General features: G+C 65.5%; 12 protein-coding genes. 4 read left to right on the top strand and 8 right to left on the bottom strand.

The window, feature by feature from the left end; genetic code table 11:
* Positions 1-72: 72 nt before the first annotated feature.
* The 3 genes from C8J25_RS10525 to C8J25_RS10535 form a co-directional block, all read right to left on the bottom strand.
* Positions 73-3,411 (bottom strand): TonB-dependent receptor domain-containing protein, encoded by a 3,339-nt coding sequence (locus C8J25_RS10525; protein WP_107954398.1) that lies wholly within the window; start codon positions 3,409-3,411, stop codon positions 73-75.
* Between the two features lie 189 nt (positions 3,412-3,600).
* Positions 3,601-4,788, bottom strand: coding sequence for an acetyl-CoA C-acetyltransferase (locus C8J25_RS10530; RefSeq protein ID WP_107954399.1), 1,188 nt, complete (start codon positions 4,786-4,788; stop codon positions 3,601-3,603).
* 33 nt (positions 4,789-4,821) lie between these two features.
* Positions 4,822-5,769, bottom strand: a complete 948-nt coding sequence (locus C8J25_RS10535) for an alpha/beta fold hydrolase (protein ID WP_244186985.1) — start codon at positions 5,767-5,769, stop codon at positions 4,822-4,824.
* A gap of 125 nt (positions 5,770-5,894) precedes the next feature.
* On the opposite strand from C8J25_RS10535, the gene phaR reads away from it, so the two are divergent.
* Both phaR and C8J25_RS10545 read left to right on the top strand, forming a co-directional pair.
* Complete coding sequence (phaR, locus tag C8J25_RS10540) at positions 5,895-6,431, top strand: polyhydroxyalkanoate synthesis repressor PhaR (protein WP_107954401.1); 537 nt, start codon at positions 5,895-5,897, stop codon at positions 6,429-6,431.
* Positions 6,432-6,455: 24 nt separating this feature from the next.
* Positions 6,456-6,632, top strand: coding sequence for a hypothetical protein (locus C8J25_RS10545; protein WP_235524745.1), 177 nt, complete (start codon positions 6,456-6,458; stop codon positions 6,630-6,632).
* Positions 6,633-6,647: 15 nt separating this feature from the next.
* Here C8J25_RS10545 and C8J25_RS10550 read toward each other — a convergent pair whose 3' ends face one another.
* The 3 genes from C8J25_RS10550 to C8J25_RS10560 form a co-directional block, all read right to left on the bottom strand.
* Entirely contained in the window at positions 6,648-8,090 is a 1,443-nt protein-coding gene (locus tag C8J25_RS10550; RefSeq protein WP_107954402.1) for a hypothetical protein, read from the bottom strand.
* Between the two features lie 8 nt (positions 8,091-8,098).
* Positions 8,099-9,322: a hypothetical protein gene (locus C8J25_RS10555; protein ID WP_208622572.1), complete on the bottom strand. Its 1,224-nt coding sequence runs from the start codon at positions 9,320-9,322 to the stop codon at positions 8,099-8,101.
* A 496-nt stretch (positions 9,323-9,818) separates the two neighbouring features.
* Positions 9,819-11,363 (bottom strand): TadA family conjugal transfer-associated ATPase, encoded by a 1,545-nt coding sequence (locus C8J25_RS10560; protein WP_107954403.1) that lies wholly within the window; start codon positions 11,361-11,363, stop codon positions 9,819-9,821.
* 144 nt (positions 11,364-11,507) lie between these two features.
* On the opposite strand from C8J25_RS10560, the gene C8J25_RS10565 reads away from it, so the two are divergent.
* Positions 11,508-13,010, top strand: coding sequence for a S1C family serine protease (locus C8J25_RS10565; RefSeq protein WP_107954404.1), 1,503 nt, complete (start codon positions 11,508-11,510; stop codon positions 13,008-13,010).
* Here the strand turns inward: C8J25_RS10565 and ada are convergent.
* Entirely contained in the window at positions 12,986-14,032 is a 1,047-nt protein-coding gene (gene ada, locus C8J25_RS10570; RefSeq protein ID WP_107954405.1) for a bifunctional DNA-binding transcriptional regulator/O6-methylguanine-DNA methyltransferase Ada, read from the bottom strand. The genes C8J25_RS10565 and ada overlap by 25 nt on opposite strands.
* A 113-nt stretch (positions 14,033-14,145) precedes the next feature.
* Between ada and C8J25_RS10575 the strand changes: the two genes are divergently transcribed.
* Complete coding sequence (locus C8J25_RS10575; protein ID WP_107954406.1) at positions 14,146-14,991, top strand: oxidoreductase; 846 nt, start codon at positions 14,146-14,148, stop codon at positions 14,989-14,991.
* A gap of 270 nt (positions 14,992-15,261) precedes the next feature.
* Here the strand turns inward: C8J25_RS10575 and C8J25_RS10580 are convergent, their stop codons facing one another.
* Entirely contained in the window at positions 15,262-15,939 is a 678-nt protein-coding gene (locus tag C8J25_RS10580; RefSeq protein WP_107954407.1) for a dienelactone hydrolase family protein, read from the bottom strand.
* Positions 15,940-16,144: the final 205 nt, after the last annotated feature.

Consider the following 16,144-nt stretch of genomic DNA (forward strand, 5'->3'; position numbering starts at 1 on the left):
CCATTAAAAAAAAGGGGCCGGTGGAAACCACCGACCCCGCAATATCGCACGTCTGGTTCGTTTGGAACCGGATCAGAAGCGTGCGCGGACGCCCGCATAGAAGTTTCGCCCACGGATGTCGTAGATCGAGCTGCCGGCGCCGGTGCCGGAACTGCCGAGCGGCGGCAGCTTGTTCAGAACGTTGTCGACACCGAAGTAGAATTGGAAGTCATCGCCGGCACCGCCCTGGTTCGACAGGTTCCAGGTGAACCGTACGTCGTTGTAGAAGACGTTCGGGTACTTGCGGATATCCGAGTAATCCGCGTTGACTGGTGGACAACCGGCAGGCGTGCATGCCGATTGCAATGCGTTGAAGTCTTCGTACGCGTTCACCCACATCGGCCCAATATAGCGGAGCCGATAGCCGAAGCTGACCGCACCTACGCTAAGGTCGGTGTCGAAGCGGACTTCGTCGACCGGATCGCCGAGTTCTCCGAGCAACCTGTTCTCGAATGACGGGATCGCCGGATTCTCGAAGTTGCTGCTTTCAAGGCCGTGGACATAGATCACACTCGAGTTGATCCGGACGTCATTGGCAATTTCTGCACGGTAGCCGACGTTGACGTCGATGCCGCGACGGACGCGCTTGGCAAAGTTCACGCCTGCCGACACCAGCGAGTTGCCGAGAATCTGACCCGGCTGCTCACCGAACGATCCGGTGCCCGGCCCGCGGAAGCGCGTGAAGAGCGAGCAGAAAATGTTGCTGGTCGTAGCCTGATCGTAGCAGTTGTTGGCGATCGTCTGCGCCGTCAGCGAGACGATGACGTTGTTAACCTTGATGTCGTAATAATCGACGCTCAGCGACAGGCCGGGCACGGCACGCGGCGTGAACACGCCACCCAGAGTAAGCGACTTAGAGGTCTCTGCATCCAGGTTCGGATTGCTGCCGCTGATGATGTTCAGCGAATATGAGACGTTGGGCAGTCCTGCGAGCAAGCCGGCACCGAGGTCGGCGAGGCAGTTGCCCGCACGATTGGGGTTGTTGGCGATGTTGCCCGACGCGCACGGATCGAGGAAGCCCGGCGCGAAGTTGGGCACTGCCGGGAAGCCGGTTTCCGAAACGTTCGGTGCACGAACCGACTTGCCGTAGTTCGCACGGAAGCGGATGTCGGGAATCGGAGCCCATTCGCCGCCAAAGTTGTACGTATAGACCGTGCCGACCGAGCCCTTGTAGTCGGACACGCGCCCTGCACCGTTGAACGTCAGCTCATGGAAGAACGGCATGTTCTTCAACAGCGGAATGCGGATTTCGCCGAACGCTTCCTTCACCTCGAACGCAGGCGGGTCGAACTCGCCGATGATGACCGCATTGGTCGCGCCGCTCTCGACGAACGGATCGTTCTGGTAGCGTGCGCGCTCCTTGCGATATTCGCCACCGAGCGAGAAGCCGATCGGACCACCTGGCAATTCGAACAGCTGGCTCAGATCGCCGCCGACGAAGCCCTGGATGTCGAGCTGCGACAGGCTTGCCTTGTGGCGGGCGTTGTAGCGGAAATAGTTCGCCGCTGCCGAGTTGTCCGCGCCACCGAACGGATTGTAGGGAACGCAGGCCGCGATGTCGCTGGCGAGACGCGCGTCGCTGCCGGCGAACGGTACCGCGGAAGCCGCATCGAACTGGGCACGGCACTGGATCTGGCCGTTTGCCGGGTTACGGCCCGCATCAAGCGACAGCAGGAAGCGCTGCTTGTCGAGATAACCGAACGTCGTCGTATCTTCCTTGAACTTGCCGTAGTTCCCGGAGATTTCGTAGTTCCAGTCGTCGTTGAAGTTTCCGCGTACGCCACCGACGATCCGGTAGGTGTCACGACGGAACTTCTCGTCGCGGATTCCCGAGTCGGCGAGGACGCGCGAGTCGACGAAGCGATAGGTGCCAGCGGCGATCGCTGCGCGATCCGCCGCGTTCAGCGGACCGCCGATACCTTGACCGCTCAACGTCGTGCGGCTCCCGGTAGGTGAGCAGGCCGCGGTCAGGCTGGTGTTGCAGCCCGATGCCAGGATCGCATTGGCAAGCGTTGCACGATCTGTCTGGTTGAGGAACGGGTTGTCCAGGCGAACGCGCTCGCGCACGTCGAACTGGTTGAACGTACCTTGGATGAAGGACGGTCCGGCGTTGGAGCCGACTGCATCCACGCGGTTCCACTTGGCTTCGATGAACGGTACGAAAGCATCGCTGACCTTGAAGTGGCCAAGGACGTTGAAGTTGAGCCGCTGCTGGTAGGGCAGTACCGACAGGAGCTGGCCTTCGCGACCGGTCTGGCCGTTGCCGCCGAGGATGCCGCCGATGATGCCCTGGCCGTAACGGGTGCCGGTCTGGGGGGTGAGACGTCCGTCCTGCGAGAAGACGTAGGTGCAGTTATACGCCGTGCCACCCGTCGTGCCGGGCGCCCCGTTGGTGGAGCCGATCCCCGTACCGCAACCGGGGTTGGTCGACAGCTGGGTGATCGGAACCAGGCCATAGCGGTTAATGCTGGCGCTACGGATGTCGCGGAGGAAGATACGATCTGGAAAACCGTCGCTGCCGTTGGGCAGGCCTGCAGGATCAACATCGACGATGCCAAGCCCGTCAACGCGGCGGAACGAGGGAATGTCCGATCCGAAGACACGCTCCTGACGCGAATATTCACCGTGCAGCGTCAAATTGCCACGGCCATCGGCGAAGTTCTTGCCGACCATGGCCGACACGTACTGATTGCCGCCGAAGCCCTTTTCGGAAACGCCAGCCTGGCCGCGGATTTGCGCGCCGTCGTAGCTGTCGCGCAGCACGAAGTTGACGACACCGGCGATCGCGTCAGAACCGTAGACCGACGACTGCGCGCCGGTAACGATGTCGACCCGCTCGATCAGATCGTTCGGAATCGAACTGACGTCGGGCGAAACCGCGTTGTTAAGGATGTCGGCTGGGACGTGACGACGACCATTGACCAGTACCAGCGTACGCGACGTGCCGAGTCCGCGAAGATCGAGCAGGCTGAGGCCGGCGATGCCGATGCCCGAACCGGGATTCTGCTGCGAGAACGTGCTGCGCAGCTGCGGCAGATCGTTCAGCGTGTCACCAACGTTGGTGTTGCCGCGCTGGAAGAAGACGTCGCCAGCGATCGAGGTGATCGGGACGGCCGAGTCCAGGTTAGGGCGACGGATGCGTGAGCCTGTAACGGTAATTTCACCATTTTTGGCTTCTTCGCCGTCTGCGCTCTCTAGCGTCGTGCCGTCCGGGCAAGGCGACCCTGGGGCTGGCGTGCAAGCCTGAGAATTAGCGCCGTCGGGCACCCCTCCGGCCGTCGCGGGTGCGACCTGCGCGGATGCCGCGGACGGCAGGATGACAGCTCCGGCCGCAAGGATCGTCGCAGATAAAAAATCACGTGCTCTAGACAATTAATGTCCCCCATTTTCCGGCACTTTTGCCGTTATGGGTGACATACAGCCCGCATCGCAGCGAACTGGCAAGCCTGTGTTCAGGTTGAGATGAGCTCACCTGTACGTTTGCAACCGGATGTGACAAAATCGTCACAATTTGTCACACCCGGTAGCGCTATCGATACAAAGTTACGGGATTTTGGGGTCTTACCGCTCGATACACATAGCGATGCCCATGCCGCCGCCGATGCAAAGCGTGGCGAGTCCCTTCTTCGAATCACGCTTCTGCATCTCATAGATCAGCGTCGTCAGGACGCGGGCGCCGCTGGCGCCGATGGGGTGGCCGATCGCGATTGCGCCGCCGTTGACGTTGACCTTCGATGCGTCCCAGCCGAGTTCCTTGCCGACCGATAGCGCCTGCGCGGCGAAGGCTTCGTTGGCCTCTATCAGGTCGAGGTCGGCTAGCGTCCAGCCGGCTTTCTCAAGTGCGCGCTTGGTGGCGGGGACGGGGCCGATGCCCATGATCGACGGGTCGACGCCGGCGGAGGCCCAGCTCTTGATCGTCGCGAGGATGGTCGAGCCGCGGCGTTCGGCTTCGTCGCGGCGCATCATGACGAGGGCTGCGGCGCCGTCGTTGAGGCCGCTGGCGTTGGCGGCGGTCACAGTGCCGTCCTTCTTGAACGCGGGCTTCACGCCCGAGACGCTCTCGATGGTCGCGCCGGCGCGGATGTATTCGTCGTCGGCTACCACGGTGTCGCCCTTGCGGCCCTTGATCGTGACGGGGGCGATCTCGTCCTTGAAGCGGCCCGAACCGCGAGCGGCCTCGGCCTTGTTCTGCGAGGCGACCGAGAAGGCGTCCTGCTCATCGCGCGTGACCTGGTATTGCTCGGCGAGGTTCTCGGCGGTGATGCCCATGTGATAGCCGTTGAAGACGTCGGTCAGGCCGTCGCTGACCATCGTGTCGACGAGGCTGAGATTGCCCATCTTCTGGCCGCCGCGGATCGACTGCGCGTGCGCGGAGAGCGACATTGATTCCTGGCCGCCTGCGACGACGATGGTCGCGTCGCCGGTCTGGATCGCCTGTGCGGCGAGCGCGACTGCGCGGAGGCCCGAGCCGCAGACCTGGTTGACGCCCCAGGCGGGGATCTCCTTCGGGACACCGGCGGCCATCGAGGCCTGGCGGGCGGGGTTCTGTCCCTGGGCTGCGGTGAGGACCTGGCCGAGGATCACTTCGGAAACGTCTTCGCCAGCCACGCCCGCCTGTTCGAGCGCGGCTTCGATCGCGATGCGGCCGAGCTCGTGCGCGGGTACGCTCGCGAACGCGCCGAGGAAGCTGCCGACGGGAGTGCGCTTGGCGGCGGTGATGACGACGTCGTGGGGGTTCAGGTCGGTCATGTCGGGATCCTCTATGGTTGGACCCCATGTAGGTCAGTCGAGCGCGGCGATCCAGTTGGCGAGCGGTTCCCACAGGCGCGAGCGCGCGGAGCGGCCGACGATCATCCCGACATGGCCTGCGCCGAGATCGCGGCGGTCGGCGAGACCGATCGCGGTGGCGGCGGGGACGATGCGGTCGCTGAGCGACACGAACTCGACCGTGGGGCAGGCTAGTGTGAGCGGATCGACCGGGGTGCCGGCGATCTCCCAGCGGCCTTTGCCGGGGAGGTCGTTGGCGATGCAGTCCTCGAACAGCGAGGCGGCGGCGGCGTAGGGTAGGGGGGCGCCGGCGTTAGCCCAGTCCTCGAGTCGGACGAACGCGCGCGCCGCGTCGCTGTCGGGGGCGAGGTCCGCGAAGGCTTCGTATTTGGCGATCGTGCGCGCAGGGTCGAGTTGCCAAAAGCCGGCTTGGAGCACTTCCATCGGGAGCAGGCCGAGCAGCGCCGCGGCGGGCTGGACCGCGGCCCAGGTCGCGGCGAGCGTGGGACGGCCTTCGCCATAACCAGCAAAGTGCCACGGGGCGGCGATCGTCGCGACACCGGCGGTGGGCGTGATCGCAGCGGCGCCCAGCGCGAGCGTGCCGCCGAGGCAATAGCCGACCAGCACCGGCGGTTCGGGGAGTGCCCGGAGCAGCGGAACCAGCAACCGCTCGACATGCGCCGCCAGATCGAGGTCGCGGTCCGCGTCGCCGGGTGATCCCCAGTCGACCAGCCAAACGTGGAATCCTTGCTTTGCGATCCATTGCACCAGCGAAGACTCGGGCGAATGATCGAGGATGTCGGGCGGGTTTATCAACGATGGGACGAACACGACGGGACGCCCTTCGCCGCCATAATCGCGCAACGCGACCCGGCCGGCGCGATGGATCGCAGGCCGCGAAACGGGGCGTTCCTCTCGCGGTGCGCCCTGATATGCGCGCAATCCCGCTAGCGCGCGGGCCATGCGTTCCGGCGATGCTGCAGTCTCGTTGCGCAGCACGGAAAGGAACAAGGGTAAGGGCCTCGGACCTTGTTGCGGTGCGTCATCAAAGACTGTAGCCTCCGTTTCAAACATAAGACGGGGGATCCATGAAGAAGCAAAAGGCTGCCGACGGAATCGTCATCATCAAGAAGTACGCCAACCGGCGGCTCTATAACACCGAGTCGTCATCCTACATCACGCTCGATCATCTCGCGACGATGACTCGCGAGGGGCGCGACTTCAAGGTGGTCGATGCGAAGACCGACGAGGACATCACGCACAACGTCCTCACGCAGATCATCATGGAGGAGGAGAGCCGCGGCGAGACGATGATGCCGGTGAACTTCCTGCGCCAGCTGATCTCGATGTATGGCGATTCGATGCAGACGATGGTGCCGGGCTATCTGGAGGCGTCGATGGACAGCTTCCGTCGCAATCACGATCAGTTCAAATCCGCGGTCGAGGGCGCATTTGCGAACTCGCCGTTCGCCGACATCGCCAAGCGCAACCTCGAGATGTTCGACGCCGCAACACAGGCGATGACGCCGCCCGCACCTGCACCCGCTGCCAGCAAGGACGATGAGATCGCTGCGCTGCGCAACGAACTCGCCAAGTTGCAGGAAAAGGTCGAGAAACTCGGCTGAACGCTTGGACTGATGGGGGCGCCGGTGTTGTGGAGTGCAAGCGGCGGACTGGCCGTGCTGGCCGTTGTGGCGGGACTTGGCGAACGTAGACGGCGCCGTCGGCGCGATCCGGATTCGGTGGGCTGGGTCGACTGGCCGACCGTCCAGATGCTGGCGCTGATCGGACTCGCGGTGACGATCGGCCTCGCGTTCAAGACTTGAGGTAACCACGCCTCGTCATCGGGTAGCGTCGGTACGCAGGCGATAGACGCTCTGCGGCAACCCGCCGATCTTCACCGAGCCGACCAGTCGATACCGCGTTGCGATCGCGCGCAGTACCAGCGCCTGGGTCGCGAGGTTCGTGGTGGGCTTGGGCGCGCGTACGACGATCACGCCGGGCCGGGCTGCGAGCAACCGCGCGACTTCCACGACGGGATCGACCCCCGTGCCGTGCGACTCGGTTGTCTGGCCCAGATGACTGCGAAAGATATAGGGCGTCGGCAGGCAGGACCGGGTCAGGAAATAGAGGATCGGTTCGCTGCCATAGGCGAACATGCAGCCGCGGGGTTGCTGGCCGATCATCTGGACAAGTTGCGCGATCTGGTCCGCATTGCCGCGCCGTCCGATACGGACGCTGGTCATGATGGTCGCCGCCAGCGCGCCGAACACCAGCACGGCGGCAAGGCGGACCATGGTCGTGCGGACGGTCGGGCCGCTCAGCCCCGTGCCGGCGGCGACCGACAGCGGCAGCGCGAGGGGCAGCAGGTAGAGCAGCTCGAACGTGTGCATGATGAGGATCGCGATCACCGCCGCCGCAAGCCATCCGAGCGCGAAGCTTCCCGCCCGACGGCCACGCCACGCAAGCCAGGCGAGCGGCAGGCTCATGCCGACGCCGCCCAGCAGCTTCAGCAGGTTGGAGCTGAGCGTATCGTCGTCCTGCTGACCGAATATCGACAGGAAATTGGCGAAGACGAAGGCGTCGCCGTGGCCGGCCGCAGCATACACTGCCCAGGCGAGCGCGGTCGGGAACAGCGCTGCGCCGATCCACAAGGCGGCATCGGCTGCCAGGCGACCGATCGACCGCCCTTCGCGATACGCTGCCCACACCAGCGTCAGGCCGAAGAATATCCCTTCGAACATGGCGGTGTATTTGATCTGCATCGCCAGGCCGATCAGCAGCATCGCCCCGGCACCGCGCAAGGAGATATGCCGGTGGCCGCGGGTCGTATCGAGCACCAGCAGCGCGGCGGCGGCCATCAAGGCATTGCCCCATATTGCCGACTGCCCGCCCGCACCGTCGAACACGATGATCCAGACGAGATAGATCAGCGCCGCGCCGACGCTCGCCACCGGGTTCGCATCATCGGAGGACAGGCGGCTGACGATCCGCGCGATCAGGAATGCCGTGGCGGTGGCGACGAGCGTCGCGGCAAGCTGGTACATCAGCACGCCATCGCCGCCGACGCTGCGGATGCCGGCGAAGATCAGGAACAGGCCGACCGGCTTGCGATCGAAGATGTCGACGAATGGCCATGCGCCGTGCAGCAGGCGATCGCCGACCAGCAGGTAGAATTGCTCGTCGCTATGGATCACCGGATTGCCGAAGAACGGACTACGGAGGGCGAAGGCGACGAGGAGCAGCAAGATTGCCTGCCCCGATCGGTGACGCAGGCTAAACATTGGCAGTCCTAATAAAAATGCGTCAATTCGAGCTTGCGTATGGTGCCGTCGCACAGTCCGAGCGTCACGACACGGCCGGGTATGCCCGCGGTCCATGACGCGATCGGGGTCGTCGAATAGCCGCTGGTGACGGTTGTGCCGTCGATCGTGCAGATCAGGTCGCCGTCCTTCCAGCCCGATGCCGCCGCCGGGCCGCCGCGCATCACGTGAAGGACTTTCAACCGGTCCTTTTCGATGCCGATGAGCAGGCCACTGGTCGAACGCGGCGGCGGCAGGTCGGCCTTGGGACCTCGGCTGAGCACCATCCGCCGTGCGCCCGGATCGAGCAGGACGCGGTAGTTCTGAAGGAAGCCGGAGCCGATCCGCCCGGCGGTGCCGATCGCCTGCGAGAAGCCGTCTGCGGGTTCGATCCGGACCTCGGCCTCGCGCGCGATCATCTCGCCGACGCCGATCTCAGGAACGATCGCAAGGCCGCTGACTGCCGGGCCGGCGAGCCCGAACGCGATCGCGCTGGTGGTGCGCAACGCTTTCAGGTTCGCCGCCTGCCATCCCGCCGCCGTGACGGTGATCGACGAGCCGTCGCCGGTATCGACCACGATCGGCGCGAGGCGCCGGTCGCCCAGCGTGAGCGCGCTTTCATACACGCTGCGCTCGGCGGAGACGCGCAGCGGTGCGCTCACGCCCTTGAACGGCAGGCGGCCGGAGCGGAGCAGGCGGAAGCGCTTGGCGGCGTAATCGATGTCGAGCGCATGGCCGGCGAGCATGTCGGCACCGACCAGCAGGTCCACCGCGGAGGCGCTGCCGGTGGCGATCGCGGGCAGGTCGGCGACGGTCACGCCGCCACCGGTCCGCGCAAGGCCACCGAGCGCGACCGAGCGCGTTGGCATCCAGCCGAGCGAGACCGATCCACCGATCGCGGTCGCGCTGCCACTGGCGACCAGCTTGGCGGGATCGACCGCGGGGGAGGCCTTTGCGAGCAGCGTGTAGCTGACGCCGGTGTCCAGGATCGCGGTCACGTCGCGGCCGTCGAGCTGCATCTTGAAGCGGATCTGGTTGCCGGGGGTGAGGTCGAACGCGATCCAGCGGGCTTCGGCGTCCGCTGCGAGATGGTACACGCCGCGGTCGCGTGCGGCGGGCGAGGTCGCGGTTGCCGGAGCGGATTTCGAGGGCTCGCGCGCCGAGACGAAGAGGACCGCGATCAGCGGGATGAGGGTGAGCAGGGCACGACGCATGTGGCGCTGTCCCCTAGCGGGTCGGGGGACGGGTACAAGCGGGGGCTTTGCCGGGGCGGGGTGGAGACGGGATGGATAGCGATGCGGCGTGCTTGCCTGCGAGACAGTATCCGCTTGGCACGGCGCGCTTTATCTTGATCCAGTTAAGCCTGGCCTGGCGAAACAATAATTGTCCGCCCGCGAACGCGGGAGTCCAGGGTCACAGGCGGGGGCGTTCGTGACTCCTGGCCCCCCGCGTTCGCGAGGGAACGGTAGGAGGGGCGTGCAGTGACTTGAACCAGTCTTGCAATCAGCCCGGCGAACTAGCGTGCCGAAAGCAGCCTAGAACAGTTCGGGATGCACTCAACGTTCGCAACGGCCACCACCCCGGCGGAGGCCGGGGCCCAGTTGGGGGACGGTGATGACAGCGGACCGCGCTCCGTCATTGCCACCTTTCCAACTGGGCCCCGGCCTCCGCCGGGGTGGCATTGGGTGGTCGGCGACGCGAGAGTTAACCCTACAGGCACGCCTCCAGATACGCTTGGTCGAACCCGAACTGCTTCGCCTTCTCCAGCGTATACGGCCGCAACCCCATCGACCGGTATTCGCCCAAAATCTTACCGTCCGCCGACTCGTCCATGTATTCGAACTTGAACAGCTCCTGCGTGACGATCACCGGGCCTTCCATGCCGATCACCTCGGTGATGTTCGTCACGCGGCGCGAGCCGTCGCGCAAGCGCTTCACCTGGATGATCAGTTCGACCGAATCGGCGATCTGGCGCGAAATGGCTTCCTTCGGCACCTTGATGTCGGACATCATCACCATGTTCTCCATACGGGCGAGAGCCTCGCGCGGGGAGTTGGCGTGGAGCGTGCACATCGAACCGTCGTGACCCGTGTTCATGGCGGCGAGCATGTCGAAACACTCGCTGCCACGAATTTCGCCCAGGATGATCCGGTCAGGCCGCATACGCAGCGCGTTCTTGACGAGATCGCGGATCGAGATCTCGCCCTGGCCCTCCAGATTGGCGGGCCGCGTTTCGAGCGGGAGCCAGTGCGGCTGTTGCAGGCGAAGCTCGGCGGCGTCCTCGATCGTCAGCACGCGCTCGCCGGGGTCGATCATCTTCGACAGCGCGTTGAGCATCGTCGTCTTGCCTGAGCCGGTACCGCCCGAGATCACGACGTTGAACCGCGACGCCCCGGCGATCTTCAGCGCGGTGGCCATCTTCGGCGACATCGAGCCGAAGCCGGCCATCATGTCGAGCGTGATCGGTTTCGCGGAAAATTTACGAATCGAGATCGCGGTGCCGCGCAAGCTCAGCGGCGGCACGATCACGTTGACGCGGGAGCCGTCCTTCAGGCGCGCATCGGCCAGCGGCGAGGTCTGGTCGACACGACGGCCGACCGAGTTCACGATCCGCTGCGCGATTTGGAACAGATGCTCCTCGTCGCGGAACTGGATCGGCGCGAGTTCGAGCTTGCCCTTGCGCTCGACATAGGTCTGGTCGGGCCCGTTCACCATGATGTCGGTGATGTTCGGATCGGCCAGCAGCTCTTCCAACGGTCCGAGCCCGAGCAGCTCGTCGACCAGCACTTTTTCCAGTGCGAACTGTTCGCGGCGATTGAGCGTCAGCTTCAGCTCGGCGAGCACTTCGCCGATGATCGGGCGGAATTCCTCGGCGAGTTCGTCCTTGTTGAGTGTCGCCGCGGCCTCGGGATCGACGCGTTCGAGCAGGCGCGGCAGCACCTGTTCCTTGATCTTGTGGATCGACTGCTCGAAGCCCTCGGTCCGGCTATTGCCCGCTTCCCCGCTTGCATTCTGGCGATCGGACAGGCGCTGCATCGCGTCCAGCTGTCCGGCGGGCATCATGCCCGAGCTGAACCCGTCGGTCTCCCCCGGCATCGGCAGCGAATCGATCGGCGGGAATTGCGCGCCGCCCTCGGGTTCCGCGCGCGCCACGGGGCTGCTGCCCGAGCTTCCCTGCATCGGACGCGCGACGCCGAATGCGGGACGGGCCGACTGCCCCCCGCTGATGCCATTACGACGCCCGAATGCGCTCATGCCTGTATCCCTGGATGAATGCCGACCGGGTTAGGCGCGAAGGCTTGATAATTTGCTAACCAAAACAGGCGCGTGATTGGGCCGCTGTCGCGCGGTGCGATGGTCAGGGTTGATCGCCGCCGCGAACTCCCCGAAGGCAGGCACATGATCCGCCTGCTGCTTCTTCTCGCGCTCACCTTCGGGTTGGCGAGCTCCGCATCTGCGGACGACATCGCCGCCACAGGGCGCGGCGTCGTGCGCGTCGTGACGATCGCGGTGGTCGACGATCAGGTGGTCGGCTTCGGCCATGGCAGCGGCTTTGCGATCGCGCCCAACCGGATCGTCACCAACGCACACGTTGTCGATCTCGCCGAACGCTATCCCGACAACGTCGTCGTCGGCATCGTCCCGACCGAGGGCAGCAAATCCTACCAGGGTAAGGTGATCGCGTACGACTCACAGCGCGACCTGGCGCTGATCGAGTTCACCGGCGCGCGCCTGCCGCCGAGCGCACTCTATACCGGGCCGATGACCGAGGGCGATCCGGTAGTGTCGCTCGGCTTTCCGGGTAACGTCGACCTGGCGACGGCGCGGTCGGCGGCGGATTACATCCGGCCGATGACGCCAGTGCGGTCGGAGGGCGTGCTCTCCGGTCGCCGCGTGCTGAGCAGTGTCGAGGTGCTTCTTCACACGGCGAGCATCGCACGAGGCAATTCGGGCGGTCCTCTGCTTGACCGGTGTGGGCGGGTGATCGGGGTGAACTCGGCGATCACGCGTGGCGAGGAGGGCGATTCGACGTTCGGGTTCGCGATTGCGGATACCGAACTGGCGGGCTTCCTCCACGATGCGAAACAGCCTTATGCGTCGATCGGGACGGGGTGCACGTCGATCGAGGATCGCTTGCGGCAGGACGCCGACGCGGATGCGAAGGCGACCGCCGATGCGGCGTCGGCCAAGCGCGATGCGGCGACGCAGGATGCGATGACTCGCGAGGTCGCGCTGGAGAAGGCGCGGACCGAGGCCGGGCGGGCTCGCGAGAACGTCATGGCACTTGCCGGGCTGTTGCTCGTGGCGGGGGCGCTGGTCATCGGTAGCGCGGGCCTGCTCGAATCGCGCGGCCAGCGGCGCCAGGCGGTATGGGCTCTGGGGATCGGCGGGCTGAGCGTGCTGGTCGCGATCATCGTGTTCGTGCTGCGGCCTTCCGGTGAGGTCGACGTGCCGCTGTCCGCGCTGCCCAAGACGCGAATATCGACGCCCGATGCGGCGCTCGGCAAGCTGATGTGCACGCTGATCCCCGAGCGGAGCCGGATCACGATCTCGTCGAGCGAGGACGTGCCGATCGACTGGGGCGCGAAGGGGTGTGTAAACGGCAAGACGCAATATGTCGGCGCGAATGGTCGCTGGGACCGCGTGCTGGTGCCCGATGCCGAGCAGACCGTGTCCGTGCTGTCGTTCGATCCGGCGACGCGCGTGTATTCGAACACGCGTTACCTCATGTCGGCGGCGGGGATGGAGGCAGCGCGGACCGCGCGCGGCGTCGTGCCGAACGTGTGCAACATGGATGAGGCGGCGTTGGGTCGGCTTGCAGGGCAGCAGGCTGCGGTCCGAGCGGTGTTGCCGCCGCTGCCGAACGAGAAGCTGGTCTATTCCTGCAAGTCGGCGCGCTGAGCTTCGGAGGCGAGTAGCGCGCGCTTGCGGTCCAGCCCGTAGGCATAGCCGCCGAGCGCGCCGCCGATGCGCTGGGCGCGGTGGCAGGGGATGACGATCGACACTGGATTCTGGCCGCACGCGGTGCCGGCGGCGCGGACGGCGGCAGGACGGCCGGCGAGCGCTGCGAGTTCACTGTAAGTGCGGGTTTCGCCGATCGGGATAGTGCGCAGGGCTTGCCAGATCGCTTCCTGGAAGGCGGTGCCGCGGACGTCGAGCGGAAGGTCTTGGTCGCGGTCAGGCGATTCCACGGCTGCGACAACTTGCGCCGCCAGGTCTGCAAGGGCTTCGTCGCCCGGCTCGATTGTGGCATTGGGGAAGCGGCGGCGGAGTTCGTCCGCGTCTTCGTCGAAGGATACGCGGCAGAGGCCCTTTTCGGTGGCGGCGACGAACAGCGTGCCCAGGCTCGTGTCGGCGGTGGTCCAGCGGATCGTGACGCCTTCGCCGCCGCGTGCCCAGGCGCTGGGGGCCATGCCTAACCGCTTGGCGTCGGCCTCGTAGAAGCGGCTGGGGGCGGAATAGCCGGCGTCGTAGATCGCTTCGGTCACGGTCGAGTCCTCCGATAAGGCATCGCGCGCGCGGCCGGTGCGGAGCGCCCGCGCATAGGCGGCGGGGGTGACGCCGGTGGCGCGCTTGAACAGGCGGTGGAAATGATGCGGCGCGTAGCCGACTCTGGCGGCGACCTCGTCCAGCGAGAGGCGGTCTTCGGTGGCTTCGAGCAGCGCAACGGCGGCGGCGACGGCGATGCGGTCGCGGCCGACTTCGTCAGGGGTGCAGCGCAGGCATGCGCGGAAGCCAGCGGCGCGGGCGCTCGACGGGTCTGGGTGGAAGGTGACGTTCTCGCGCTTCGGGTGGCGCGCGGGGCAGCTTGGCTTGCAGTAGATGCCGGTGGTCTTCACGCCGACGACGAACCGGCCGTCCCACGCGCGGTCGCGGGCTTCGAACGCGGTCCAGGCGGAGTCGTAGTCAGGGGTGGTGATCATCGGATCGGTATAGCCGGTCGCGCCGCACGCGCATCCCGTGGCTTGCGGTCAAAACGGAGCCAATCGGCGGTCCGGCCGTTCTTCGGTGCATACCCCCTAACGAAAGATGTCTCATGGCCTCCGACACCCCCGTCTGGTTCATCTCTGGCTGCTCGACCGGCTTCGGTCGCGAACTCGCCAAGCTCGTCCTCGCGCGTGGTTGGCGTGCGGTGGTCACTGCGCGGGATGCCGACCGCGTTGCCGATCTGGCGGAGGGCGCCGAAGATCGTGCGCTCGCACTGTCGCTCGACGTGACGGAGCAGGCGCAGATCGACGATGCCGTGGCGCAGGCCATGGCCAAGTTCGGTCGGATCGACGTGCTCGTGAACAATGCGGGATACGGCTATCAGGCGTCGGTCGAAGAGGGCGTCGAGTCCGAGATCCGCGCGCAGTTCGACGCGAACGTGTTCGGGTTGTTTGCGCTTACGCGGGCCGTTCTGCCGATCATGCGGGGGCAGAAGAGCGGAAATATCATCAACATTACGTCGGTCGCGGGCCAGGTTGGCTTCCCGGGCTCGGGCTATTATGCTGCGTCGAAGCATGCGGTCGAGGGTTGGTCCGATGCGCTGCTCGCGGAGGTGAAGCCGCTTGGGATCGACGTGACGTGCGTCGAGCCGGGGCCGTTCCGGACGGACTGGGCCGGGCGTTCGTTGAAGCAGACGCCAGTGAAGATCGCCGGCTATGCCGATACCGCGGGTAAGCGACTGGACGGGACGCGGGAGGTTAGCGGGACGCAGGCGGGTGACCCGGTGCGGGCGGGCGAGGCTATGATCGCGCTGACCGATGATGCGAACCCGCCTCGGCATCTGGTGCTCGGGGCTTGGGGGTATGATGCGGTGACGAAGAAGCTGGCGGAGCGGCTGAAGGAGATCGAGGCGCATAAGGCGGACAGCCTTGGGGCTGATTTTCCGGGGGAATGATCTCGACCGAGCGAAATAGAATTGTTTCCCCGCGAAGGCGGGGACCCAGACTGGGCTCCCGCCTTCGCGGGAGAACAAGGAAGCAGGGGCTGCTTTCACGTTTGTAGCGTCAGCCTGCATCGACGCCTTCTACCACATCCACCACCCCGGCGAAGGCCGGGGTCCAGTTGGAAAGGTGGTAATAACGACGGGTCGTCTACCCTTTAGCGACGTCCCCCAACTGGGCCCCGGCCTTCGCCGGGGTGGCGTTAGTGTTGGGGAAAAGGCCGCTCACCCGCGGTTGGCACGGAACAGGTCCAGCGTGCGCTGCTTCGCAAGATCCGCACTAGGCTCGTGATAATCCTTCCGCCGGTCCGAATTGAACCCGTGGCCCGCCTCGTAGACGTACACCGTCGCATTCGGCCAATCCTTGGCAATGACCTGCTCGACCCCCTCCATCGGGATACCGTGGTCGTGGCGACCGAAGTGCAGGATGACCGGCACCTTCGGTTCCTCGTCCGCCGCCGCCGGGATCATGCTTCCGTAATAGCCACTGGCCGCTGCCACGCCGGTGAGCTTGGTCGAGGCGAACCATGCGACCGAACCGCCATAGCAATAGCCGACCACGAACACCGGCCCGGCGGGCGCGAGCGTGTCGATGCAGGTCTGGACGTCCTTCAGCGACAGGTCGAACGGGTGAAGCTGGCGCGCGAGTTCGACGCCGCGCGCGAGGCCGTCGCCCGAATAGTCTGCCTCGAAGCCCGGGTGCTCGCGGTCAAACAGGGCGGGGGCGAGGACCTCGTAGCCATCGGCGGCGTACTCGTCGCAGAGGTCGCGGATGTGGTCGGTCACGCCGAAGATCTCCTGCACCAGCACGACGCCACCGCGACGCTCGCCGGTAGGCTGTGCGTGATAGACCCCGACGGTCGCGCCGTCGGACATGGTCATCGTTTCCATCGTGCCGGTCATTCTCTCGTCCTCGTCGATTGGTCGTAATGCCTGCCCAATACCGTCATTCCCGCGGAGGCGGGACCCCATAGTGGCAGGCCGTGCGGGGAAAGCGCCGGGTCCGGAGATATGGATCCCCGCCTTCGCGAGGATGACATAAGAAGGCTGGTCGCCTCGACACGAATGACAAAACAGTCACAAACCCGTCCCTCCGACCCTCCCGCCG

The organism is Sphingomonas faeni, assembly GCF_003053745.1.
GTDB classification, from domain to species: Bacteria; Pseudomonadota; Alphaproteobacteria; order Sphingomonadales; family Sphingomonadaceae; genus Sphingomonas; species Sphingomonas faeni.

What these genes read in the sequence shown, in the direction of transcription:
- C8J25_RS10550 (WP_107954402.1), bottom strand. Translation starts at nt 8,090, where the DNA reads ATGTTTAGCCTGCGTCACCGATCGGGGCAGGCAATCTTGCTGCTCCTC.
- C8J25_RS10560 (WP_107954403.1), bottom strand. Translation starts at nt 11,363, where the DNA reads ATGAGCGCATTCGGGCGTCGTAATGGCATCAGCGGGGGGCAGTCGGCC.
- C8J25_RS10575 (WP_107954406.1), top strand. Translation starts at nt 14,146, where the DNA reads ATGGCCTCCGACACCCCCGTCTGGTTCATCTCTGGCTGCTCGACCGGC.
- C8J25_RS10580 (WP_107954407.1), bottom strand. Translation starts at nt 15,939, where the DNA reads ATGACCGGCACGATGGAAACGATGACCATGTCCGACGGCGCGACCGTC.
- C8J25_RS10565 (WP_107954404.1), top strand. Translation starts at nt 11,508, where the DNA reads ATGATCCGCCTGCTGCTTCTTCTCGCGCTCACCTTCGGGTTGGCGAGC.
- ada (WP_107954405.1), bottom strand. Translation starts at nt 14,032, where the DNA reads ATGATCACCACCCCTGACTACGACTCCGCCTGGACCGCGTTCGAAGCC.
- C8J25_RS10530 (WP_107954399.1), bottom strand. Translation starts at nt 4,788, where the DNA reads ATGACCGACCTGAACCCCCACGACGTCGTCATCACCGCCGCCAAGCGC.
- C8J25_RS10555 (WP_208622572.1), bottom strand. Translation starts at nt 9,322, where the DNA reads ATGCGTCGTGCCCTGCTCACCCTCATCCCGCTGATCGCGGTCCTCTTC.
- C8J25_RS10535 (WP_244186985.1), bottom strand. Translation starts at nt 5,769, where the DNA reads ATGGCCCGCGCGCTAGCGGGATTGCGCGCATATCAGGGCGCACCGCGA.
- phaR (WP_107954401.1), top strand. Translation starts at nt 5,895, where the DNA reads ATGAAGAAGCAAAAGGCTGCCGACGGAATCGTCATCATCAAGAAGTAC.